The 21,748-nt window shown below is 57.0% G+C and carries 16 protein-coding genes and 1 rRNA gene; 1 reads left to right on the top strand and 16 read right to left on the bottom strand.

Going from position 1 to position 21,748, the window contains the following annotated elements:
* Positions 1–21: 21 nt before the first annotated feature.
* From JYB85_RS01830 to JYB85_RS01820, 3 genes are all read right to left on the bottom strand, one after another.
* Positions 22–1,564, bottom strand: a 16S ribosomal RNA gene (locus tag JYB85_RS01830).
* A gap of 564 nt (positions 1,565–2,128) precedes the next feature.
* Positions 2,129–4,855 (bottom strand): preprotein translocase subunit SecA, encoded by a 2,727-nt coding sequence (gene secA, locus JYB85_RS01825; protein ID WP_207380806.1) that lies wholly within the window; start codon positions 4,853–4,855, stop codon positions 2,129–2,131.
* 60 nt (positions 4,856–4,915) lie between these two features.
* Positions 4,916–5,815: a M23 family metallopeptidase gene (locus JYB85_RS01820; protein WP_207380805.1), complete on the bottom strand. Its 900-nt coding sequence runs from the start codon at positions 5,813–5,815 to the stop codon at positions 4,916–4,918.
* 27 nt (positions 5,816–5,842) lie between these two features.
* Between JYB85_RS01820 and JYB85_RS01815 the strand changes: the two genes are divergently transcribed.
* On the top strand, positions 5,843–6,295 hold the full coding sequence (locus JYB85_RS01815) for a DUF721 domain-containing protein (RefSeq protein ID WP_207325257.1): 453 nt from the start codon (positions 5,843–5,845) through the stop codon (positions 6,293–6,295).
* 6 nt (positions 6,296–6,301) lie between these two features.
* On the opposite strand, the gene lpxC is transcribed toward JYB85_RS01815, so the two are convergent.
* The 13 genes from lpxC to ftsL form a co-directional block, all read right to left on the bottom strand.
* Positions 6,302–7,222 carry a UDP-3-O-acyl-N-acetylglucosamine deacetylase gene (gene lpxC / locus JYB85_RS01810; RefSeq protein ID WP_207380804.1) on the bottom strand — a complete coding sequence of 307 codons (921 nt, stop codon included), beginning with the start codon at positions 7,220–7,222 and terminating at the stop codon, positions 6,302–6,304.
* Between the two features lie 160 nt (positions 7,223–7,382).
* Positions 7,383–8,573: a cell division protein FtsZ gene (ftsZ, locus tag JYB85_RS01805; RefSeq protein WP_207380803.1), complete on the bottom strand. Its 1,191-nt coding sequence runs from the start codon at positions 8,571–8,573 to the stop codon at positions 7,383–7,385.
* A 29-nt stretch (positions 8,574–8,602) separates the two neighbouring features.
* Positions 8,603–9,838: a cell division protein FtsA gene (ftsA, locus tag JYB85_RS01800; RefSeq protein WP_207380802.1), complete on the bottom strand. Its 1,236-nt coding sequence runs from the start codon at positions 9,836–9,838 to the stop codon at positions 8,603–8,605.
* A gap of 3 nt (positions 9,839–9,841) precedes the next feature.
* A complete protein-coding gene (locus tag JYB85_RS01795) occupies positions 9,842–10,597 on the bottom strand; it encodes a cell division protein FtsQ/DivIB (RefSeq protein WP_207380801.1) in 756 nt (251 codons plus the stop codon).
* A 100-nt stretch (positions 10,598–10,697) separates the two neighbouring features.
* A complete protein-coding gene (gene murC / locus JYB85_RS01790; RefSeq protein ID WP_207380800.1) occupies positions 10,698–12,164 on the bottom strand; it encodes a UDP-N-acetylmuramate--L-alanine ligase in 1,467 nt (488 codons plus the stop codon).
* 9 nt (positions 12,165–12,173) lie between these two features.
* Positions 12,174–13,256 (bottom strand): undecaprenyldiphospho-muramoylpentapeptide beta-N-acetylglucosaminyltransferase, encoded by a 1,083-nt coding sequence (murG, locus tag JYB85_RS01785; RefSeq protein WP_207380799.1) that lies wholly within the window; start codon positions 13,254–13,256, stop codon positions 12,174–12,176.
* Entirely contained in the window at positions 13,253–14,464 is a 1,212-nt protein-coding gene (ftsW, locus tag JYB85_RS01780; RefSeq protein ID WP_207380798.1) for a cell division protein FtsW, read from the bottom strand. The genes murG and ftsW overlap by 4 nt, the downstream gene beginning before the upstream one ends.
* Positions 14,454–15,785 carry a UDP-N-acetylmuramoyl-L-alanine--D-glutamate ligase gene (gene murD, locus JYB85_RS01775; protein WP_207380797.1) on the bottom strand — a complete coding sequence of 444 codons (1,332 nt, stop codon included), beginning with the start codon at positions 15,783–15,785 and terminating at the stop codon, positions 14,454–14,456. The genes ftsW and murD overlap by 11 nt, the downstream gene beginning before the upstream one ends.
* Positions 15,786–15,788: 3 nt before the next feature.
* Entirely contained in the window at positions 15,789–16,871 is a 1,083-nt protein-coding gene (gene mraY, locus JYB85_RS01770; RefSeq protein WP_207380796.1) for a phospho-N-acetylmuramoyl-pentapeptide-transferase, read from the bottom strand.
* Positions 16,872–18,239, bottom strand: coding sequence for a UDP-N-acetylmuramoyl-tripeptide--D-alanyl-D-alanine ligase (locus tag JYB85_RS01765; RefSeq protein WP_207380795.1), 1,368 nt, complete (start codon positions 18,237–18,239; stop codon positions 16,872–16,874).
* A complete protein-coding gene (gene murE / locus JYB85_RS01760) occupies positions 18,236–19,699 on the bottom strand; it encodes a UDP-N-acetylmuramoyl-L-alanyl-D-glutamate--2,6-diaminopimelate ligase (protein WP_207380794.1) in 1,464 nt (487 codons plus the stop codon). Before murE ends, JYB85_RS01765 begins: the two co-directional genes overlap by 4 nt.
* Positions 19,696–21,432 carry a peptidoglycan D,D-transpeptidase FtsI family protein gene (locus JYB85_RS01755; RefSeq protein ID WP_207380793.1) on the bottom strand — a complete coding sequence of 579 codons (1,737 nt, stop codon included), beginning with the start codon at positions 21,430–21,432 and terminating at the stop codon, positions 19,696–19,698. The genes murE and JYB85_RS01755 overlap by 4 nt, the downstream gene beginning before the upstream one ends.
* The gene (ftsL, locus tag JYB85_RS01750) at positions 21,429–21,743 is read right to left on the bottom strand and encodes a cell division protein FtsL (RefSeq protein WP_207380792.1); all 315 of its coding nucleotides are present in this window, start codon (positions 21,741–21,743) and stop codon (positions 21,429–21,431) included. The genes JYB85_RS01755 and ftsL overlap by 4 nt, the downstream gene beginning before the upstream one ends.
* Positions 21,744–21,748: the final 5 nt, after the last annotated feature.

Here is a 21,748-nt window from a genome sequence, read left to right as displayed (position 1 = left end):
CAGTGCGACGCATCGCTTAGGTAAGGAGGTGATCCAGCCCCAGGTTCCCCTAGGGCTACCTTGTTACGACTTCACCCCAGTCATGAACCACAAAGTGGTGAGCGCCCCCCCGAAGGTTAAGCTACCCACTTCTTTTGCAGCCCACTCCCATGGTGTGACGGGCGGTGTGTACAAGGCCCGGGAACGTATTCACCGTGGCATTCTGATCCACGATTACTAGCGATTCCGACTTCATGGAGTCGAGTTGCAGACTCCAATCCGGACTACGACCAGCTTTATGGGATTAGCTCCACCTCGCGGCTTCGCAACCCTCTGTACTGACCATTGTAGCACGTGTGTAGCCCTACTCGTAAGGGCCATGATGACTTGACGTCGTCCCCACCTTCCTCCGGTTTATCACCGGCAGTCTCCCTAAAGTTCCCGGCATGACCCGCTGGCAAGTAAGGATAAGGGTTGCGCTCGTTGCGGGACTTAACCCAACATTTCACAACACGAGCTGACGACAGCCATGCAGCACCTGTCTCAGAGTTCCCGAAGGCACCAAGGCATCTCTGCCAAGTTCTCTGGATGTCAAGAGTAGGTAAGGTTCTTCGCGTTGCATCGAATTAAACCACATGCTCCACCGCTTGTGCGGGCCCCCGTCAATTCATTTGAGTTTTAACCTTGCGGCCGTACTCCCCAGGCGGTCTACTTAATGCGTTAGCTTGAGAGCCCAGTGTTCAAGACACCAAACTCCGAGTAGACATCGTTTACGGCGTGGACTACCAGGGTATCTAATCCTGTTTGCTCCCCACGCTTTCGTGCCTGAGCGTCAGTCTTTGTCCAGGGGGCCGCCTTCGCCACCGGTATTCCTCCAGATCTCTACGCATTTCACCGCTACACCTGGAATTCTACCCCCCTCTACAAGACTCTAGTTTGCCAGTTCGAAATGCAATTCCCAGGTTGAGCCCGGGGCTTTCACATCTCGCTTAACAAACCGCCTGCGCACGCTTTACGCCCAGTAATTCCGATTAACGCTTGCACCCTCCGTATTACCGCGGCTGCTGGCACGGAGTTAGCCGGTGCTTCTTCTGTGGGTAACGTCACAGCTATAGGGTATTAACCTACAACCTTTCCTCCCCACTGAAAGTGCTTTACAACCCGAAGGCCTTCTTCACACACGCGGCATGGCTGGATCAGGCTTGCGCCCATTGTCCAATATTCCCCACTGCTGCCTCCCGTAGGAGTCTGGGCCGTGTCTCAGTCCCAGTGTGGCTGATCATCCTCTCAGAACAGCTAGGGATCGTCGCCTTGGTGAGCCTTTACCTCACCAACTAGCTAATCCCACCTGGGCCTATCCATTCGCGCAAGGACCGAAGTTCCCCTGCTTTCCCCCGTAGGGCGTATGCGGTATTAGCAGTCGTTTCCAACTGTTATCCCCCTCGAATGGGCAAGTTCCCAGGCATTACTCACCCGTCCGCCGCTCGTCACCTCAGGAGCAAGCTCCCTTGTGTTACCGCTCGACTTGCATGTGTTAGGCCTGCCGCCAGCGTTCAATCTGAGCCATGATCAAACTCTTCAATTAAAAGTTTTGGTGTTTGGCTTACGCCAAACTGCTCAATGAATTCTGTCGATTTTGCAACTGTAAACAGTCGCAAACTGCATGTTTGCATGGACATCATTCACTGATGAATATCGTTGTCGATGTCATCAGCTCTGCGAGTGTCCACACAGATTGCTTGATAAATTGTTAAAGAACGTTGACCATTTCTCTTCTGGTCAGGGCTGCGTATTCTACACATCCCTTTTTCAGCGTCAAGCCCTTTTTTACGAACATTTTCAACTGCTGTTTTAATGTTCTGGCTTGCTGCCGGACCGGCTTACCATGGACCTCTAGTGTCGCTGCTTTGCCGTGTCAGTGGTGGCGCATTATAGGGAGCCGAACTTTTTGTGCAAGGGCTTTTTTAAGGAAATTGCGATCTTTTTTTAGGCTTTACTGTTGCACACAAACAGCTCCCAAGTTACCCCCAAACTTATCCACATTGTCGTCTTCGGTGGGCAATATTTAGCCTTAAATGCTGAACCCATTTGGCAGAAACCAAAAAAATAAAAGGCGCCATAAAGGCGCCTTTTATTTTGCATTGCTATATCAGGTCAACTTGCCATGACATTGCTTATATTTCTTACCTGAGCCGCAAGGACAAGGATCATTGCGGCCTACCTTCTCGCCATCACGGACAATCGGGATACCCGAGGCCAATTCAGCGGCATTATCGTCACCACCTACCAAGGCTTCGGCCTGGGCGTGTTGATACTCGCGCTGCATACGGGCTTCTTCCTGACGGCGGCGCGCTTCCATCTCTTCCACTTCCGATTGGGCTTGCACCTGCACCTTGGAGAGGATGGCAATCACATCATGCTTGAGGGTTTCCAGCATCTGCTGGAACAGCTCAAAGGATTCACGCTTATATTCCTGCTTGGGGTTCTTTTGGGCATAACCGCGCAGATGGATACCCTGACGCAAATGATCCATGGCAGCCAGGTGTTCTTTCCACAGGCCATCAAGGGTCTGCATCATCACGGCTTTTTCAAACTGACGCAGCACCTGGGGACCAACCATCTGGGCCTTGGCTTGGTAAGCCTGGTTCCATACGTCGAGAATACGCTCACGTAGCGTGTCTTCGTGCAGATCCTCTTCCTTATCCAGCCACTCCTGAACCGGCAAGCGCAGCGCGAATTCCTGAGCCAGACGCTCTTCCAGACCGGCAACGTCCCACAGCTCTTCAACCGACTGAGGTGGAATGTATTGATCGATCACGCCGTTGATGACATCGGCCTGAATGTTGTTAATGGTGGCCTCGATGCTCTCCGCATCCATCAGTTCGTTGCGCTGGGCGTAAACCACCTGACGCTGGTCGTTGGCCACATCGTCAAATTCCAGCAACTGCTTACGGATATCGAAGTTACGGGCCTCAACCTTACGCTGGGCATTTTCAATGGCGCGGGATACCCATGGATGCTCAATGGCTTCGCCCTCTTCCATCCCCAGCTTCTTCATCATGTTCGAAACACGCTCAGAGGCGAAGATGCGCATCAGGCTGTCTTCCATGGACAGGTAGAAGCGGGATGACCCCGGATCCCCTTGACGACCGGAACGACCACGGAGCTGGTTGTCGATACGACGGGATTCATGGCGCTCGGTACCGAGAATATGCAGACCGCCGGCTTCCACCACGGCGTTGTGGCGTACTTCCCAATCGGCGCGGATCTTTGCTATCTCTTCGTCGGTTGGGTTTTCCAGAGCTTCAATCTCGGCTTTCCAGTTACCACCAAGCACAATGTCGGTACCACGACCTGCCATGTTGGTGGCCACGGTCACGGCACCACTGCGACCGGCCTGGGCTACGATTTCCGCTTCCTTCTCATGGAACTTGGCGTTCAGTACCTGATGGGGGATCTTTTCCTGGTTCAGCAAGCGCGACAGCAGCTCAGACTGTTCAATCGAGATGGTACCCACGAGCACGGGCTGGCCACGCTCACGGCAATCTTTAATGTCAGCGATGATGGCCTGGTATTTTTCACGGGCGGTGAGGTACACCAGATCGGCCATGTCGTTGCGGATCATCGGCCTGTTGGTGGGCACCACTACTGTATCCAAACCATAGATGTGCTGGAATTCGAAGGCTTCGGTATCGGCGGTACCCGTCATACCGGCCAACTTCTCGTACAGACGGAAGTAATTCTGGAAGGTAATTGAAGCCAGAGTTTGGTTTTCGTTTTGAATGTGGACGCCTTCTTTGGCTTCCACGGCCTGATGCAGACCTTCGGACCAACGGCGACCGGGCATGGTACGGCCGGTGTGTTCATCCACTATCACCACTTCGCCGTTCTGTATCACGTAATCCACGTCTTTTTCGAACAAGGTGTGGGCACGCAGGGCAGCATTGACGTGGTGCAGCAGAGAAATGTTGGCGGCTGAGTACAGTGAGTCGCCTTCGGCCAGCAAGCCTGCATCGATCAGCAGCTGCTCGACCTTTTCCTGACCGCGCTCGGTCATGTGCACCTGCTTGGCCTTCTCATCTATGGTGTAGTCGCCTTCACCGACGAACTCTTCGGTGTCTTCCTTTTCCTGACGCACCAGGCTGGGGATCAATTTATTGACCCGAACATAGAGTTCGGAGCTGTCTTCAGCAGCACCGGAAATGATCAGTGGGGTACGGGCCTCGTCGATCAGAATGGAGTCCACTTCATCGATCAGCGCATAGTGCAGCGGACGTTGTACCCTGTCCTGGGGCGCGAAGGCCATATTGTCACGCAGGTAGTCAAAACCGAATTCGTTGTTGGTACCGTAGGTGATGTCGGCGTTGTAGGCGGCTTTCTTGTCAGCCTGGCTCAGGCCGGCAACGTTGATGCCTACGGTCAGGCCGAGAAATTCAAACAGAGGACGGTTATTTTCAGCATCGCGGCGGGCCAGGTAGTCGTTGACTGTGATTACGTGTACACCTTTACCGGTCAGACCGTTGAGGTAGGCCGGCAGGGTTGCGGTCAGGGTTTTACCTTCACCGGTACGCATCTCGGCGATGCGGTTACTGTCCAGCACCATGCCACCGAGCAACTGTACATCAAAGTGACGCATTTCAAAGACGCGCTTGGACGCTTCACGTACCGTGGCAAAAGCCTCGGCCATGATGTCATCCAGAGTTTCACCTTTTTCCAAGCGCTCGCGGAATTCTGCCGTTTTCGCCTTCAGGGCTTCGTCGGACAGTTGCTCATATTCGCTTTCCAACGCGTTGATCTGGTTAACGACTTTGCCAAGGGCCTTGAGGGTACGGTCGTTGCGGCTACCAAAAATTTTTGTCAGTAATTTACCTAACATCTGAATCACTTATCTCTGTGAAGGCCAAGTCCCTGGTCGAGTCAAAAGCCAAAATTAAAATTAACCAGCCTTGCGGTAGACGAACTTCTGCGGATCGATCTGCTGTCCACTGCGCAACACTTCATAATGCACATGGGGGCCGGTAGACCGCCCAGTGCTTCCCATTGAGGCAATTTTCTCGCCCTTGGCGACCACGTCACCCACAGTTACTGACAAAGCTTGATTGTGACCATAACGGGTGCGCAGACCATTACCATGATCTATCTCCACCAGTTCGCCATAGCCAAACATGTTCCCTGCCCATGTCACCACACCACCGGCGGTGGCGAGGACATCCGCCCCTTCTGTGCCCGCAAAGTCTATGCCTTTATGCATGGTTCTGCGGCCGGTGAAGGGATCATTGCGTAAACCGTAGGGCGATGAGAGCCAGCCTTTGCTGACCGGACGCCCTGATACAAAACGCTCTTCATCTATATGGAGATTGGATGTCACTGTTTCAAGCAGTGCCATCTGAGCGTCATTGTTATCAATTCTGAATGCCAGCTTATCCATGTCTTCAATAAGCTGACCAAGTTCTATGCTGCTGCCGAGTTCGCTCATACCACCCACACCCACTTCGGCGGAGAAATCAAATTGATCTTCCAGTTGGTAGTTTTGGGCGAGCTGCTGCCCCAGCGCTTCAAGACGGGTCATTTTTGCCTGCATCCGGGCAACGTAGGTCACCAGGGTGGCAAGTTGGGTTTCGGTGGCGGATTTGAGTTCCAACACCTGTTTTTTCTGGGCTTCACGGGCCTCGCGTTCGCCTTCGACACGGGCCTGTTGCGATTCAAAGCGATCGCTGTTGTATTGGTAAAGACCGGAGCCTGCCGCCAGCAGCAGAAAAGGCAACAGCAACCAGCGTTTGCCTGGCTGCCAACGGGTCACGCCATTCCGACCTTGAATAAAAACTGTTACACTCATAGCCTAATTCAGCCATCTTATTATCATATGAAGAAGCTTCCCCAGGACCTCAGTCTGCTGCTTCACCAAGCAGGTCAACTGCCGGATCTCGCAGAAAAAGCAGAACTGCTGACCAATCTGGATCACGCGGTGAAACAGATGCTTTCAGGTCCGGTGACGGAGCAGCTGAAAGTAGCCAATCTCCGCCAGGGTATTCTTATTATTGAAACCACCACGGCCGCCTGGGCAGCCAGGATAAACTTCCAAAAGTCCGCATTATTGGCACGGCTCCAGGCCGAAACGCTCCCAATGCTTACCTCTATCGAAGTTAAAGTCAACCCGGGATTGGCTATGTATACGCCAATCTCACGCAATAACACCAATCAATTGAGCGAAACCGCCGCCGCTCACATCAATGCCCTGGCCGAGCACACCGAAGGTTCCCTGGGCCAGAAACTAAAACGGCTGGCTGCATTAGCCAGCCGTAAAAGGCAGTCTTAATCGGGATTAGGCCAGCACGGCGCTCTGGGGCACCATAAAGCTGACGGGAACATCGGTTTCTTTTTCGAAGCTCACCAGTTCCCAGGCATCCTGCTGGGCCAGCAGGGCCCTGACCAACTGGTTGTTCAGGGCATGTCCTGTCTTATAGGCACAGAACTCTCCGACTATCGCGTGTCCGGCGACATAGAGATCACCAAAGGCATCCAGGATCTTGTGCTTCACGAACTCATCCTCATAACGCAGGCCATCGGGGTTGAGGACGCGGTATTCGTCAAGCACCACAGCATTTTCCATGCTGCCACCCAGTGCCAGGTTGTTGGCACGCAGATACTCGATATCGCGCATAAAACCAAAGGTTCTGGCGCGGCTGATATCTTTGACAAACGCGGTGCTGGAGAAATCCATCACCATGTGCTGCTGGCTGCGGGCGATCTCGGGATGGTTGAAGTCAATGGCAAAATTGACCCTGAACCCCTGATGTGGACGCAATTCGGCCCACTTGTCGCCGTCTTCCACCCGCACGGTGCGTTTGATCCTGAGATATTTCTTGGGCGCGGCCTGTTCCTGAATACCGGCGGTTTGCAGCAGGAATACGAATGGGCTGGCACTGCCGTCCATTATCGGTATTTCCGGCGCATCCACTTCGATGATCGCGTTGTCTATGCCCAAACCGGCAAGCGCGGCGAACAGATGCTCAATTGTCGAAATGCGAACCCCTTCGTCATTCACCAGTGCGGTGCACATGGTGGTTTCACGAACCTGATCGGCCTTGGCAGGGATTTCCACCGCCGGCGTCAAATCGGTACGCACCAGAGTAATTCCGGTGTTTACGGGTGCGGGTTTTATGGTCAAAGTCACCTTGTTGCCGGAATGCAATCCGACTCCAGTGCTCTTTACCATGTTTTGAACAGTTCTTTGAAAAATCATTCAGATACCCGTTTACATTTCAACTAGTTAGCCATCATTCAGGCAGGCATAGCCAACAGCCGTCAAATCGGCTGGTCGGATATGCTAGCACAACTTTGGCATTTCACAAAAATTAAGCTACTTTGCCGAGGTTGTCCACTGGCAGCCCAGAGTCCCGTGATCAATCCGCCTGTTTACGCAGGAAGGCAGGAATGTCCAGATAATCAAGCTCGTTCTTCACCGCTGGTGCAGGCGTCGGGTTCACCTGTGGCGCGGCGTTGCTCTTGGCCATGGAAGCGGTGTGAGTCTGGTATACAGGCTCTTCGGTCACCATGGGCTCAATGCGGGGCTCAACCTGGATCACAGGCTCAATCCGTGGCTGCGCCTTGGGCACCAGCTGGATATCGGGCTTCCTGTCGGCACCAATACCTGTGGCAACCACTGTTACCCGCAGCTCGTTGCTCATTTCAGGATCGATAACCGCACCCACCACCACTGTGGCGTTATCAGAGGCATAAGCCTTGACGTGGTTACCCACAGTCTCGAATTCTTCAATGCTCATATCCATACCGGCGGTGATGTTCACCAACACGCCGCGGGCACCTGCCAAGTCGATGTCTTCCAGCAGCGGGCTGGCGACAGCGGCTTCGGCGGCTTCTTCGGCACGGTCATCACCGCTGGCCACACCTGTACCCATCATGGCGTTGCCCATTTCGGACATAACGGTTTTCACGTCGGCGAAGTCAACGTTGATCAGACCGGGACGGGTGATCAGCTCGGCAATACCCTGCACCGCACCCAGCAGCACGTTGTTGGCGGCAGCAAAGGCATCGAGCAGCGAGGTACCGCGACCGAGCACCTTAAGCAGCTTCTCATTGGGGATGGTGATCAGCGAGTCCACATACTTGGCCAGCTCGGCGATGCCCTGCTCGGCATAGGCCATACGCTTCTTGCCTTCGAAGGGGAACGGCTTGGTGACTACGGCTACGGTCAGAATGCCTTCTTCTCTGGCAATCTGGGCCACAACCGGCGCAGCACCTGTACCTGTACCACCGCCCATACCGGCAGCGATAAAGATCATGTCCGAACCGCGGATGGCGGCACGAATGTTTTCCCTGTCTTCCTCGGCAGCGGCACGACCCACTTCAGGGTTAGCTCCGGCACCCAGGCCCTTGGTGACGTCACGGCCCAACTGGATGGTGGAACCGGCGGCGGACTTGCGCAGCGCCTGGGCATCCGTGTTGGTGGCGACAAACTCCACACCTTCGATATTGTGCTTCACCATATGCTCGACGGCGTTGCCACCGCCACCACCGACACCGATGACCTTGATCACCGCCTCGTCGGAATGGGTTTCCATGATTTCAAACATGGTCTAAATCTCCGTTTGCCTGCGTTATTTTAAAATTCACCTTTAAACCAGCTCTGGACCCGATTCCAGAGACTGGTGACCCCTTGGCGTTCGGGGCGCTCGAACTGACGTTCGATAACCCTTCTGGCCCCATAGTGGAGCAAACCTACCCCGGTGGAGTAAATCGGCTGGTCCACATATTCGTACAAGCCCTTCACCGGCAGTGGTGAAGCGACCCTGACCGGCATACCGAAGGTGGCTTCGGCCACATCGACCGCCCCTTCGATGGAGGCAGTGCCCCCGGTCAGCACTATGCCTGCGGCGATCTGATCTTCCAGACCGCTGTCCTTAAGCTGCTTGAGCACCAGCTCAAACAGTTCCTGATATCTGGGTTCGACCACTTCGGCCAGGGTGTGGCGCGACATGGTCCTAGATGGCCGGCCACCGACGGACGGAACATCGATACTGTCTTCGCGGCTGACCATGGCGCTACGGGCACTGGCATACTGCACCTTGATTTGCTCGGCATGGGTCAGCGGAGTACGGAAAATCTTGGCGATATCGCTGGTGACCTGGTTGCCGGCCACGGGCACAACGGCGCAGTGACGCAGAGCGCCATTGGTATAAACGGCGATATCCGTGGTGCCGCCACCTATGTCCACCAGACAGACGCCGAGATCTTTCTCGTCATTGGTCAGCACAGAGTCGGCTGAGGCGATACCGGAAAACACCAGATCGTCCACCTTCAGGCCGCAGCGCTCGACGCTCTTGGTGATGTTCTTGGCCATGTCATTGGCACAGGTGACTATGTGCACCTTGGCTTCCATGCGCATGCCGGACATGCCTATGGGGCTGCGAATGCCTTCCTGAACGTCGATGGCATATTCCTGGGGCAGCACGTGCAGAATGCGGCGCTCGTTGGGGATCTTCACCGAACGGGCCGTGTGGATCACATTGTCCACATCTTCCTGGGTCACTTCCTCGTCATTGATGGACACCATGCCGTTTTCGTTCTGACAGGCAATGTGTTTACCGGAAATACTCAGGTACACGGAAGACACCTGGCAATCGGCCATCAGCTCCGCCTGATCCAGCGCCCGCTGCACGCTGCGCACTATGGAGTCCAGATCGTTGACGCCGCCCTTGTCCATACCGCGGGACGGATGACTGCCCAGGCCAACGACGCTAATCTCTCCGTCAGGCAAGACCTCTCCAATGATCACAGCGACCTTGGAGGTACCTATGTCCAATCCGACTATCAGATTTCTATCCTGGTTCTTGGTCATCAGTTAACGGCTCTCTTTTTTTGTCTCTTCCCAGCCTACGGCCAAACCTGTGTCGTAGCGCAAATCCACCTTGGCGATCCCTTTCTGCTGCTGTGCCAGGGTGGGGTAAACATTAATAAATCGCTGGATCCTGGCCATCTTGTCTTCCCGTCCCAGCTCCAGTACCAGTCCCTTTTCCAGGGTGGCTATCCAGGCGTGGCGGGGACTCAGGCTCAGGGATGCCAGGGCAAACCCGTTGAGCTCAAGCAGCTCGCTCATCTGTTTAAAACTTTCCAGCACCTCGGCGGCACTCTGATCCTGACCGGCCAAATTCGGCAATTGCGGCAGCCCCTCCCGCAGCGGCGCCTGGAACACTTCACCGTGGACATTAAGCCACTTATCCTGGTTCCAGTGGGCCGCAGGTTGCTGCTCCTGCAGATACACCTTCAGCCGGGCCGGCCATACCCGCCGTACCGAGGCCCGGTACACCCAGGGCAAGGCCTCTATGGCCTTTTGCACCTCGGTCACATCGGCGCTGAAAAAGCTTCTGGCCATCAGGTTTTGCAGGGCACCGCGGATTTCCTCCTCGGTGGTGAGCCTGCGCTCGCCCTTGATCACCACGGCCTCAATCGGCAAGGCCTCGGCATCATTGAGCAGCAGTTGCAGCCGATAAGCCGCATAACCCAGTCCACTCAGTACCAAGGCCAAAAACAGCAGCCCGGAAGTTAAATACCAGTCCACCGCCGCCAGCTTTTGCTTCAGGCCATCGACCCTGCCCATGGTTCAGGCTTCTCCGTACGGACGCCGAAAACCGGCCATTATATCGACCGCAGATCCCAGGTCAAAGCCCCCGGAGCAGTTATTATTCAGTGACTGCGATTCACTGATCTGCATCATCTTTTTCCGATTTGGCAAAGCCCAGTTCCGAAGCCGCCAACTGCCGCGACAGGGCACCTATGTTTCCGGCCCCCTGGCACAGCAACAGATCACCATCGGCAAGCACATCGGCCAATAACGGCGCCAATTGATCGGGGCCGGCGACAAATATCGGTTCCAGCAAGCCCCGCTGACGGATGGAGCGGCACAGTGCCCGGCCATCGGCGCCCGGGATCGGCGTTTCACCGGCGGCATAAACCTCCAGCAGCAACAGCTTGTCCACCTGGGACAGCACTTCAACAAAGTCCTCGTACAGATCCCGGGTACGGCTGTATCTGTGTGGCTGATAGGCCATCACCAAACGTTTATCCGGCCATCCGGCACGGGCCGCCTTGATGGTGGCTGCCACTTCGCTGGGGTGATGACCATAGTCGTCCACCAACATGACCTCGCCCTTGGGGGTGGCAAACTTGCCCAGGTGCTGAAAGCGGCGACCTATGCCCTGGAATTCTTCCAGCGCCTTAATGATGGCCTCATCCTCAATATCGTCCTCAGTGGCCACGGCGATGGCGGCCAGGGAGTTGAGCACATTGTGCTGGCCGGGCAGGTTAACCACCAGGGCCAGATCATCACGCCCCTGACGACGCACGGTGAAGCGGCACTGATGCCCCTGCTGGACAAAATCCAGTGCCCGCACATCCGCATCTTCGCTGAAACCGTAGGTCACGACCTTGCGGCCAATGCGCGGCATGATTTCACGCACCACGGGATCGTCGATACAGACCACCGCCACACCGTAAAACGGCAGGTTATGCATAAATTCCACAAAGGTGGACTTGAGCCGCTCGAAGTCGCCGCCATAGGTATCCATATGATCGGCTTCGATATTGGTCACCACGGTCACCATGGGCTGCAAATGCAGGAAGCTGGCATCGCTCTCGTCCGCTTCGGCAATCAGGTAACGGCTCGACCCCAGACGGGCATTGGTACCGGCACTGTTGAGCAGACCACCGATCACAAAGGTCGGGTCACGCTCAGCCTGGCCGTAAATGCTGGCAATCAGACTGGTGGTTGTGGTCTTGCCATGGGTACCGGCCACAGCCACCCCGTGGCGATAACGCATCAGTTCCGCCAGCATCTCGGCACGGCGCACTATGGGGGTGCGGTTCTGCTGCGCTGCGGCGATTTCAGGGTTATCGGTTTTGATGGCGGTGGATACCACCACCACGTCGACACCGGCCACGTTATCGGCGGCGTGACCTATGATCACCTTGGCGCCGAAGGACGCCAGGCGCTCGGTTACCGCGTTGGCGGCAATATCCGAACCACTGATCTGGTAGCCCTCATTGAGCAGTACTTCGGCGATACCGCCCATACCCGCGCCGCCTATGCCGACGAAGTGAATGCGGCGAATGCGGCGCATTTCCGGGATCATGGTTCTGAGCTGTCGGTACTTTTCTGTTTCTGTCATATCTAACCTTTATCGCGCCAGCTGACGGCACACGTCGGCAACCCTGTCGGTTGCATCCAATACTGCGGCCGCCCTGGCTCGTTGTCCCATACGGGAAAGTTCTTCTCGGTCGCCGGCCAGCAACTGCAACTTACTGACCAGCAGATCGGCAGTCACTATGGTTTGCGGCAGCAAAAAGGCTGCCCCGGCATCCACCAGCACCCTGGCATTGAGTGTCTGGTGATCGTCCACCGCGTGGGGATAAGGCACCAAAATGCCGGGAAGTCCCACTGCGGCCAGTTCAGACACAGTCAGGGCGCCGGCACGGCAGATCACCAGATCCGCCCAGCGGTATGCCGCTTCCATGTCATCAATAAATTCGGCCACCTTGACGCCGCCATCCTGGCCACGCAGCTGGTAGTCAGCCTGGACCTTGGCCAGGTTGCTCTTGCCTACCTGGTGCCAGACGGTCACGGGTTGGCTTTGGCTTAAACGGGCGCAAACTTCGGGCAACAATTCGTTGAACACCTGTGCACCCAGGCTTCCCCCCACCACCAACAAGCGCATGGCGTCACCGTGATCACCACTTTGTTGCCGCTCGGCCCCCAGCGCCACCAACTCCTGGCGAATGGGGTTGCCCACCACCTCGGCGCCATGGTCAAAGGCGCCCTTGAATGCACACAGCACCCGGGTGGCAATACGAGACAGCAATTTGTTGGTCACACCGGGCACGGCATTCTGCTCGTGCAGCACCAGGGGAATGCCGCTGAACCAGGCGGCAACGCCACCGGGACCACTGGCAAAGCCGCCCATGCCCAGCACCACATCGGGCTTGAATTCCTTAATCACGGCCCGCGCCTGCAAAATGGAGCGCAGGATCTTGAACGGTGCCGCCAGCTTGCGGATAAGGCCATTGCCACGCACCCCTTTGATATCGAGAAAATCGATATCAAAGCCATGCTGGGGCACCAGACGGGCCTCCATCCTGTCTGCCGTCCCCAGCCAGCGAACTTGCCAGCCATCTTTGGCCAGGGTTCGCGCCACGGCCAGCGCCGGGAACACGTGACCACCGGTGCCACCGGCCATCACCAGAATACGTTTTTGCCGGCTCATGAAGTTCTCCCCTGCACCGCCTGGATCATTCCCAAACGCCGCTCGTGATCGATACGCAGCAGCAACATGGCTGCCGCAGTCATGACCCATAAACTTGAACCACCGTAACTGATGAAGGGCAAGGTCAACCCCTTGGTGGGCAGCATGCCGATGCTGGCGCCCACATTCACCACGGTCTGGAAGCAAATCCAGATGCCAATGGCGTAGGCCAGGTAACCTTCAAAGGCCTTATCCAGCGACAGGCACTGATTGCCCAGGCGAATGGCGCGCAGCGCCACAAACAAAAGTACAGACAGCACCAAGACTATGCCGATGAACCCCAGCTCTTCCCCTATCACGGCAAAGATAAAGTCGGTGTGAGCCTCGGGCAGGTATTCCAGCTTTTGGATACTGTTGCCCAATCCCTGCCCCAACCAGTCACCACGGCCGTAGGCCATCAAGGACTGGGTTAACTGGTAACCGCTGCCGAAGGGGTCCTGCCAGGGGTCCATAAAGGAGGTGACCCGCCGCATCCGATAGGGCTCCCAAAGCACCAGGGCCACAAAGGCCATCACCCCGGCGAGGATCAGGGCAAAGAAGTCCAGCAAACGGGCCCCGGCCAGGAACAACAGCCCCACTGTGCCGACGAACAGCACCACCACTGTCCCCAGATCCGGCTGCGCCAGGATCAATACGGCGTAAACCGCAAACACGGCAATAGGCTTATAGAAGCCCTTGGCGTTTTCACGCACTTCCTGATGGCGACGCACCAGATAGCCGGACATGTACACGGCAAAAGCAAACTTGGCCAACTCAGCCACCTGAATGCGTATCGGCCCCACGGATAGCCAACGCTTGGCGCCGTTTACCGTGGTGCCGGCCACCAGCACGCCCACCAACATCAGGCCCACCACCAGCAACAACAGCGGACTGAGCTGCTGCCAGCGGCTCATTTCGATGCGCAGCACCAGAGCGGCAATAAGTATGCACCCCACCAGATAAGCACAGTGGCGCAACATAAAATGGAACGGGTTACCGGTCAGACTCTGGGCCTCGGGCATGGAGGCCGACATCACCATCACAAAACCAAAGGCGATCAGCGACAGCACAGCAGTCAGCAGGGAACGGTCGTAAAGCTGGCTGCCGGGTGCCTTTTGGCCTCCCCACCAGGTCGACCAGACATTGCCGCTGCGCTCAAACAAGTTGAGCTGTCTGCTGTCAGTTGCCATACAGAAGCTCCACCTGATGACGGAAATCATCACCTCTGGCCATAAAATTGCTGTACATGTCGAGGCTGGCACAGGCAGGCGACAGCAACACTATATCGCCGCTGCCGGCCAGACTGGCAGCCTTGGCCACGGCCTCGGCCATATTGGCCACTTCGATAGCGCCTTCTTTGAGCGTCGCGATCTTGTGACCATCACGCCCCAGGGTGATCAACTGAGCGACGCCATGCAGCGCCTCGCGCAGGGGCTCAAAGTCCGCGCCCTTGCCATCGCCACCGGCTATCAGGATGATCTCACCCAAGTGGCCGCTCAAACCATGGAGCGCCGCCACTGTGGCGCCCACGTTGGTGGCCTTGGAGTCATTGACCCAGGTGATACCTTCATGGCTAGCGACCGCCTCACAGCGATGGGCCAGTCCGGTAAATTCCTGTGCCACCTTGACCATGGCAGAGCGGGAAACCCCGGCGGCATCGGCCAGGGCCATGGCCGCCATCAGGTTGGCATGGTTATGACTGCCGATCAGCGCCACATGCAGCAACGGCATGATCTCACTGGCGCCGTGGAAAATCTTGCCATCGGCTATGCCCCACTCATCCACCTTGGGAATACCCAAGCCAAAACTGTTCTGGTTGTGGGGCTCTGTGGGGATGGACAGCTGGTCGTCACGGTTAAAGATGCACAGCCGGGTCTGGTCATACAGATGCAATTTGGCCTGGCGGTACTTCTCCAGATCACTGTATCTGTCCATATGATCTTCACTGATGTTCAAACATGTGGCAGCAATGCAATTCAGGCTGTGGGTGGTTTCCAATTGGAAACTGGACAATTCCAGCACGAAAAGCTCGGCGTCCGAATCCAGCAGCTCCAGTACCGGAATGCCTATGTTGCCGCCAACCGCAACCCGCTTGCCATCGGCCTTGGCCATTTCCCCCACCAGGGTAGTCACGGTCGACTTACCGTTTGAACCGGTAATGGCCAGCACGCAGGGTGGCCTGTCGGCTATGGCGCGGGCGAACAACTCTATATCGCCTATGACCTCTATGCCCATATCCAGCGCGGCCTGCACTTCGGGGGTGTCCATGGCAATCCCCGGACTGATGACGATTTGCTTGGCCTGCACCAGATAGCGGCAGTCAAAGCCACCGCTCATCAGCGGTACATTGGCAAACTCCCGGCGCAACTTGTCAGCCCCGGGCGGTTCACGGCGGCTGTCCATCACCAGCGGCTCAATGCCCTGACGCGCCAAATAGCGCACCACAGACAATCCCGTGGCTCCCAGGCCAAGGACTATGTGCGAGTAGGTATGGGCGAGCGGCATGGTCATGACTTACCTCAACTTCAACGTGGCCAGGCCGAGCAGCACCAGAAACAGCGAGATGATCCAGAAGCGCACTATTACCCGAGGCTCAGGCCAGCCCTTGAGTTCGTAATGATGATGTATGGGCGCCATGCGGAAAATGCGCTGACCGCGCAATTTGTAAGAGCCCACCTGCAGGATCACCGACAGGGTTTCCATCACAAAAACGCCCCCCATGATCACCAGCAGGATTTCCTGGCGTACCAGCACGGCTATGGTGCCCAGGGCTGCGCCCAAGGACAGGGAACCCACATCGCCCATAAAGACCTGGGCCGGATAGGTGTTGAACCACAGGAAACCAAGACCGGCCCCCACAATGGCGGTACAGACAATCACCAGCTCACCGGCACCTGGCAGGTAAGGAATATGCAGGTAATTGGCAAACTGTACGTGTCCGGACAGGTAAGCAATCAATGCAAAGGCCGCAGCCACCATCACGGTCGGCATGATAGCCAAACCATCGAGGCCATCGGTCAGGTTCACCGCATTGCTGGAACCCACTATGGTGAAGTACACCAGTACAATGAACATCAGCCCCAGTTGCGGCATGATGTCCTTGAAGAAGGGCAGCACCAGTTGGGTTTCGCCGGGCGTCGAAGCAGAGAAATACAGGTAAACGGCAATCACCATGGCAGCCAGGGACTGGAATATGTACTTCCAGCGGGCAATCAAGCCCTTGGGATCCTTGCGCACCACCTTGCGGTAATCATCGACAAAGCCAATCATGCCGAAGGTCGCCAGCACAAACAGCATGACCCAGACATAGCGGCTGCCCAGATCGCCCCACAGCAAGACGCCCATGGCGATACCGGCCAGGATCAGGATCCCGCCCATGGTGGGGGTGCCACGCTTACTGAAATGGGATTCGGGACCGTCGTTACGTACCACCTGACCTATCTGCAGCAATTGCAGTCGGGTGATAAGTTTGGGGCCCCACCAAAGGCTGAAGCTGAGACCGGTCAACAGTGCCAGAATGGCCCTGAAGGTCACATAGGAAAATACATTGAAGCCAGTGTAAAACTGGGTCAGATACTCAGCCAGATAAACCAGCATTTACTTTAACTCCCCGCGACCATGGGCCGCAATTAAGGCCTCCACAACCCGCTCCATGGCGGCGCTGCGGGACCCTTTGACCAACACAGTCACATCTCCATGTAACTGGTTGATGTGTTTAATCAACTTGTTAACCAAGACATCCAGGTCAACAAAATGTTCGCTGCCGAAGGCACGGCTGCAGTGCTCGCTGAGACGGCCCTGACAGAACAGCGCCTCTATGCCACTGTCTCTGGCCAGACCACCCACCTCGGCGTGCAAAAGGGCAGCATTGTCGCCTAATTCGCCCAAATCGCCCAGTACCAAACAGCGATTTCCGTTAATTTCTCTTAACCAGTCGATGGCGGCCTTCACCGAGGAAGGATTGGCGTTGTAGCTGTCATCCACCAGGGTGAGGCGCCCCAGCCTGTGGGGCAACATTCTGCCCTTTACCGGCTTAAGCGCCGCCAGCCCGGAGGCTATCTCCACAAGGCTCAGGCCAAGGGCCAGGCAGACACTGGCACAGGCCAAAGCGTTGTTAACCTGATGGGCACCGGCCAGCGGTAACTTGATGGCTATCGTTTGTTCCTGCCAGTGCAGCTGAAAGCCGTAACATCCGAAGGCATCGGCCTCAAGCCCGGTTGCCGTCACATCCGCTTGGTTGTGAATGCCGAAACGAATCATCTTGTGGCCCGCAGCGGCCTGGGTCATATAGTCGGCAAAGGCATCGTCGGCATTGATCACCGCCACACCATCGTCGGCCAGATGGCCATAAATCTCCGACTTGGCCGCGGCCACCCCTTCAATAGAGCCAAAACCTTCCAGGTGGGCACTGCCAACGTTATTGACCAGGGCTACCCTGGGCCTGACCAGACCAGAGGTGTAATCAATCTCGCCCTTATGGTTGGCGCCCAGCTCAAACACCCCGTACTCGTCGCCTTCGCTCAGTCGCAGCAAAGTCAGGGGTACACCTATGTCGTTGTTGAAGTTGCCGGCGGTAAACAGCACCTGATACTTTTGCGACAGTACGGTCGCTATCATTTCCTTGACCGTGGTTTTGCCATTGGAGCCGGTGAGAGCCACGCACACGGGATTGACCTTGTCGCGCACCAGGGCACCAATTTGCCCCAGGGCCTTGAGGCCACTTTCCACCAACAGCTGCGGCACAGCGAGCGGCAACTCACGCTCAACCAACAGCGCCGAGGCACCTGCAGTCACGGCATTGACAGCAAAATCATGGCCATCGAAGCGCTCGCCCACCAGGGCCACAAACAGGCTGCCGGGCTTCATGGCACGGCTGTCGCTGCCAACAGCATCGATTTGAATATTTTCACCCAGCAGGCGCCCATCGGTGGCGACTGCCAGTTCCTGTAAACTCAGGGAGATCACTGCTGCTCCTTCGCGAGGCGCTGCACATAGGCGCGCTCGTCATAATCGTGTTTCACGCCGGCAATCTCCTGATAGGTCTCGTGGCCCTTTCCGGCCAAGAGAATGAGATCACCGGGTTTGGCCAGTGACAGCGCCAGCTGCACGGCCTGAATGCGGTCGGCTTCCACCAATGCCTTGCCTGGTTCACTGAGTCCGGCCTGCATATCGGCAATAATGGCCAGGGGGTCTTCACTTCTGGCGTTGTCCGAGGTCAGCAGCAGGCGATCGGCCCAGCGTTCGGCCGCAGCCGCCATCAGGGGCCGCTTGCCCTTGTCTCTGTCACCGCCGCAACCGAACAGGCACCAGAGCTGGCCCCGGCAATGCCTGCGGGCGGCCTTGAGCGCCTGCTCCACCGCATCCGGGGTATGGGCATAATCCACCACCATGGCGACGTCGCCGGCGGGAAAACATTCCATACGGCCGGGCACCGGCGTCAAGCCCGGCGTTGCGGCCAGCAGCTGCTGCATGTCGTAACCCAATTGATGCAACGCAGCCAGCGCAGCCAGCAGATTGGCGAGGTTGAATTCACCCAGCAACTGCGAACTCAGCTTGCCCTCGCCTCCGGGCCAGCGAATTTGCGCCTCTATGCCCTGCTGATGAAATTCGGCAGCAATCACGCCGTAGGCGACCACACTGCCGGGCACAGTGCTGTAACCAAGCGCCAATTCGCCAAGCTCCTGCAGCCATTGCTGACCCACGGGATCGTCGGCATTGATAATGCCCCGGTGCAGGCTGCCAAAACTGAACAAGCGGCGCTTGGCGGCGCCATAGGACAGCATGTCACCGTGATAATCCAGGTGATCGCGGCTGAGATTGGTAAACACGGCCACATCAAATGGCACGGCCTCAACCCGGCCCTGCACCAAGCCATGGCTGGAAACCTCCATGGCACAGAGCCCGGCACCCGCGCTTTGGAAAGCTTGCAGATCGGCCATCACCCGGATGGCATCTGCCGTGGTGTTGCCACTGTCGATAAGCTCGCCCCATAGGCCATTGCCCAGGGTGCCCATGACGGCGGCGCGGATCCCCACCCGTTCGCTCAGCTGCGCCATCAACTGGGTGACCGACGTCTTGCCATTGGTACCGGTCACTCCGGCGATTTTCAGGGTGCGGGGTTGCAGCTGGTAATACTGGGCTGCCAGGGCAGACACCTGCCGCCCCAGTTGGAAGAAATGAATGCACAGGCCAGACTCGGTATCAACCTGCCCATGAAGGCCGGGATCGTCCGTGTGCAGCAACGCCGCCGTAGCGCCCTTGGCAAAGGCCGCCGCCACATAGTTACGACCATCGCTGTGATGACCGGGGATGGCCACAAACAAACCGCCGCTGGTGACGGCGCGACTGTCCAGGGTCGGGGCAGCAACGGCTTCGGACCCGGCATAGTGAAACCAGGGGGCCAGCAAATCCTTGAGCAATATCATTCAGCCCTCCTTGGATTGGCCGCCAGTTGTACCTGTTCACGGCTGCTGATAGGCTCCACGTTGAGCATTTGCAGCGCACCGGACATCACTGTGGCAAATACCGGTGCAGACACATCACCGCCATAATAGCGATCGCCCTTGGGCTCGTTGATCACCACGGCAATGGCCAGCTTGGGATTGTGCACCGGCGCCACCCCGGCAAACAAGGCCATATAATCATCGCCGTAACCGCCGGCCACCGCCTTGCGGCTGGTACCTGTCTTGCCGGCCACGGGATAGCCATCAATGTGGGCCTGGGTAGCGGTGCCACCCTGCTCTGTAACCCCCACCAGCATGTGCATTACCGCCTTGGCCACTTCAGGGCTAATCACCTGCTGGCCCTGGGGCTGCTGCTTGAGCTTGAGAATGGAAACCGGATACAGCATGCCACCGCTGCCGAGGGTGGCGTACATGCGCGCCAGTTGCAGCGTGGTGGCGGTCAGGCCATAGCCGAAGGACAGGGTGGCGCGTTCAAAATCGGACCAGCGGTGACGCTCCTGGATCAGGCCCGCACTCTCGCCGGTAAGGTTGATGCCCGAGTAGTTGCCCAGCCCCATGGAATAGTAGGTGCCCAGCAGTTGCTCCACCGGCATGGCCAGCGCCAACTTACTAATCCCCACGTTACTGGACTTGACCAGGATCTTGCCCAGCGACATATCGCCATAGTTGTTGGAATCCCGCACCTGACGGCCACCGACCCGCATCCAACCGGGCGAGGTGGGGATAATCTCATCGGGCTTGACCACACCGGCTTCCAGCGCCGCCGCCACCACAAAGGGCTTCACAGTTGAGCCGGGTTCGAAAGTATCGGTCAGGGCGCGGTTGCGCATCTTGAAGCTTTGCCAATCGTCCCGGGCGTTGGGGTTGTAGGACGGGGTATTGGCCATGGCCAGTACTTCACCGGTATGAATATCGAGCACCACCACAGAGCCTGAGGTGGCCTGGTTCATCTCGGTGGCGCGCTTGAGCTCACGGTAGGCCAGCTGCTGAATACGTTGATCTATGCTGAGCACCAGATCGTTGGGGCTCTCACCCTCCTGCACTATGTCCAGCCGCTCCACCACATGGCCGTCACGGGACTTACGCACCTTCTGCTTCGACGGCGTGCCGGTCAACCAGCTATTGTAGGTATTCTCAATGCCTTCGATACCCACATCGTCGATATTGGTCACCCCCACCAGCTGGGCGGTGATTTCCCCTGTGGGGTAATAGCGGCGTGACTCGGACTTGAGGTAAATTCCCGGTAGCTTGAGCTGCTCAATGTACTCGGCCACCGCCGGCGTTACCTGGCGCTTAAGGTAGGTGAAACGTTTGCTGGGATTATCCCTTACCCTGGCCACCAGCTCATCGGTGTTTTCATGCAGCACTTCCGCCAGCGCCTGCCAGCGGCGCATATCGGCAAAGCCTTCCTTGTCGTGAACCACCTTGGGATCGGCATATACGGCGCGCACAGGCACGCTGACCGCCAGCATGTCGCCGTTGCGGTCGGTGATCAGGCCCCGCTGCACCTCACGACTGGTGGTGCGCAGGGTGCGCATATCGCTCTCGTGGCGCAGTTTTTCCGGTTCGATAATCTGAATGTAGGCGGCGCGGCCTATCAGGCTGGTGAACAGCAGACAAACGAACCCCACCACCACGTATAAACGCCAGTGGATCAGTTGCGGCTTTTGTTTGCGTTTTGCCTGTTTACTCATGGCACTCTCACTACCACTTCTTCATTGGGCAAAGGCCTCAGCATGTTCAACTCCTTGGTCGCAATCCGGGTGATCCGGCTGTGCTCCGTTTGGGATTGTTCTTCCAACAGCAGGTTGCGCCACTCTATGTCCAGCTTGTCCCTTTGTTGCAGCAACTGATCCCATTGGGAAGTCAGTTTGCGGCTGACGTGGCTGGTGTAAACCACGGCCACGGCATTGAGCATCACCATGATGGCCAAGAGCACCACCCACTTGTGATGCCACAGGTCCAGCAGGATTATCCGGGTCAGCCGCAACTGCGCCTTGCTCATTTTCC

It is taken from the genome of Shewanella sedimentimangrovi, from assembly GCF_017354965.1.
Lineage (GTDB): Bacteria > Pseudomonadota > Gammaproteobacteria > Enterobacterales > Shewanellaceae > Shewanella > Shewanella cyperi.
The sequence above is the reverse complement of the archived record's forward strand: the minus strand, read 5'-3'. Positions and strand labels throughout refer to the sequence as shown.

Bases quoted from the DNA above. Each gene is read 5' to 3' on its own strand.
- ftsW (WP_207380798.1), bottom strand. From the start codon at position 14,464: ATGGCAACTGACAGCAGACAGCTCAACTTGTTTGAGCGCAGCGGCAAT.
- JYB85_RS01815 (WP_207325257.1), top strand. From the start codon at position 5,843: ATGAAGAAGCTTCCCCAGGACCTCAGTCTGCTGCTTCACCAAGCAGGT.
- ftsZ (WP_207380803.1), bottom strand. From the start codon at position 8,573: ATGTTTGAAATCATGGAAACCCATTCCGACGAGGCGGTGATCAAGGTC.
- murG (WP_207380799.1), bottom strand. From the start codon at position 13,256: ATGAGCCGGCAAAAACGTATTCTGGTGATGGCCGGTGGCACCGGTGGT.
- ftsL (WP_207380792.1), bottom strand. From the start codon at position 21,743: ATGAGCAAGGCGCAGTTGCGGCTGACCCGGATAATCCTGCTGGACCTG.
- murD (WP_207380797.1), bottom strand. From the start codon at position 15,785: ATGACCATGCCGCTCGCCCATACCTACTCGCACATAGTCCTTGGCCTG.
- JYB85_RS01795 (WP_207380801.1), bottom strand. From the start codon at position 10,597: ATGGGCAGGGTCGATGGCCTGAAGCAAAAGCTGGCGGCGGTGGACTGG.
- lpxC (WP_207380804.1), bottom strand. From the start codon at position 7,222: ATGATTTTTCAAAGAACTGTTCAAAACATGGTAAAGAGCACTGGAGTC.
- JYB85_RS01820 (WP_207380805.1), bottom strand. From the start codon at position 5,815: ATGAGTGTAACAGTTTTTATTCAAGGTCGGAATGGCGTGACCCGTTGG.
- secA (WP_207380806.1), bottom strand. From the start codon at position 4,855: ATGTTAGGTAAATTACTGACAAAAATTTTTGGTAGCCGCAACGACCGT.
- ftsA (WP_207380802.1), bottom strand. From the start codon at position 9,838: ATGACCAAGAACCAGGATAGAAATCTGATAGTCGGATTGGACATAGGT.
- mraY (WP_207380796.1), bottom strand. From the start codon at position 16,871: ATGCTGGTTTATCTGGCTGAGTATCTGACCCAGTTTTACACTGGCTTC.
- murE (WP_207380794.1), bottom strand. From the start codon at position 19,699: ATGATATTGCTCAAGGATTTGCTGGCCCCCTGGTTTCACTATGCCGGG.
- murC (WP_207380800.1), bottom strand. From the start codon at position 12,164: ATGACAGAAACAGAAAAGTACCGACAGCTCAGAACCATGATCCCGGAA.
- JYB85_RS01755 (WP_207380793.1), bottom strand. From the start codon at position 21,432: ATGAGTAAACAGGCAAAACGCAAACAAAAGCCGCAACTGATCCACTGG.